Consider the following 1,431-nt stretch of genomic DNA (forward strand, 5'->3'; position numbering starts at 1 on the left):
GCGCGGTCCCCGGCGGGTGCCGGGGCCGCGGCGGACGCGGGGACGCGGTCAGTCGGTGAGGTTGACGGGGCGGTAGGCGTGGTAGCCGTCACCGGACTTCAGGCCGTAGCCGTGGGAGGCGTGCCTGGTGCCGACGTGGCCGGCCTGCTCGTAGGAGAGGTAGGACTTCTTGCCGTTCTCCCACTTGTCGAAGATCACGACGTGACGGTGGTTCGGGTCCTTGCTGTTCGCCTTGATGATCAGGTCGCCCTGGCGCAGCTCGGACATCTTGATGGGCTTGGTCCAGCCGTCGTTCTTCAGCGAGACGGTGTTCGCCCCGGGCTTGGGGAGCTTGAGCGCCATCGAGACGAAGCCCGAGCAGTCCTGGCGGTAGCCGTCCTTCCAGTTCCTGTGCTGGGAGTACGGGACCGGCTTGCCGCCGTTGGCGGTCAGCCACAGCCGGGCGCGGCGGATCTCCTCGGCCCGGCTGATCTTCGCCGCGCCGGCCCGCGCGCCCGGCTCCAGGGCGGCGGAGGCCACGGCCTCGCCGTCGAGGGGCGCGGTCGCGGCGGCGGGACCGGCGAGGGTGAGGGAGCCGAGCAGGGCGGTGGCGGCGAGGGCGGGGACGCTCCAGCGGTGGAAGCGGTTCATGAGGGGTTCCTGCCTTTCTGATGTGGTGTCTGTTCGGTCGGTATGGGTCGGTTGGGTGGTGGTCTGTCGGCTGCTGGTGGTCGGATCGGGGGTATCAGCCCAGGTGGGCGAGGCGGCGCAGCGCGGCGAGGTCGCCGTGGAACACGTCGGCGTCCATCGGCTGCCCGGCCGTGCCGGGCACCTCGGCCCGCTTGCTGTACTGCCAGAACTCCCAGCCGGCGGCGCCGGGCAGCGGCTGGGGCTCGGCGGTGGCGTAGCGGGCGAGCCAGGCCCGGTAGCCGGCGAGGTCCTTCGTGCCGCCGAGGCAGTCGTCGACGATGTTGCGCCGGGTGTAGACGACCGGCGCGGTGCCGGTCGCCTGCTCGACGCGCCGCAGGAAGGCCGTGACCTGGGCGAGCGGGATCCGGCCGTCCGTGCCGCACTCCTCCAGGTCCAGCGCCGGCGGCAGTTCGCCGGGCTTCGAGCCGGTGAAGCCCTCGCGGCGCAGGACGTCGACGAAGTGGTCGGCCTGCGCGGCGCCGTCCTTGTCGGGCTTGAAGAAGTGGTAGGCGCCGCGGACGAGGTCCACCGAGCGGGCGCCGGCGAGGTCGCGGCCGAACCAGCCGTCGTCGTAGGTGAGGCCCTCGGTGGCCTTGAGGTAGACGAAGGACTGGCCGCCGCGTGCCACGGCGGGCCAGTCGAAGGCCTTCTCGCCGGTCTTCGTCCCGTGGCTGTGGTGGGAGCTGTCGAAGCCGCGCACGGTGTAGGCGCCCGGCCCGGTGCCGGCCGCCCCGGCGGGCGTGACCGGGCCGAGCGCGGCCG

The 1,431-nt window shown here is 73.1% G+C and carries 2 protein-coding genes; both read right to left on the reverse strand.

Annotated features, from left to right (window positions below):
- Positions 1-48 precede the first annotated feature (48 nt).
- Complete coding sequence (locus ABD308_RS04850; RefSeq protein WP_344326246.1) at positions 49-630, reverse strand: NlpC/P60 family protein; 582 nt, start codon at positions 628-630, stop codon at positions 49-51.
- A 94-nt stretch (positions 631-724) separates the two neighbouring features.
- Positions 725-1,431: glycoside hydrolase family 25 protein (locus ABD308_RS04855; RefSeq protein WP_344326252.1), on the reverse strand; the 707-nt coding region annotated here is incomplete at its 5' end.

The sequence above is a fragment of the Kitasatospora putterlickiae genome (genome assembly GCF_039527695.1).
Classification (GTDB): domain Bacteria; phylum Actinomycetota; class Actinomycetes; order Streptomycetales; family Streptomycetaceae; genus Kitasatospora; species Kitasatospora putterlickiae.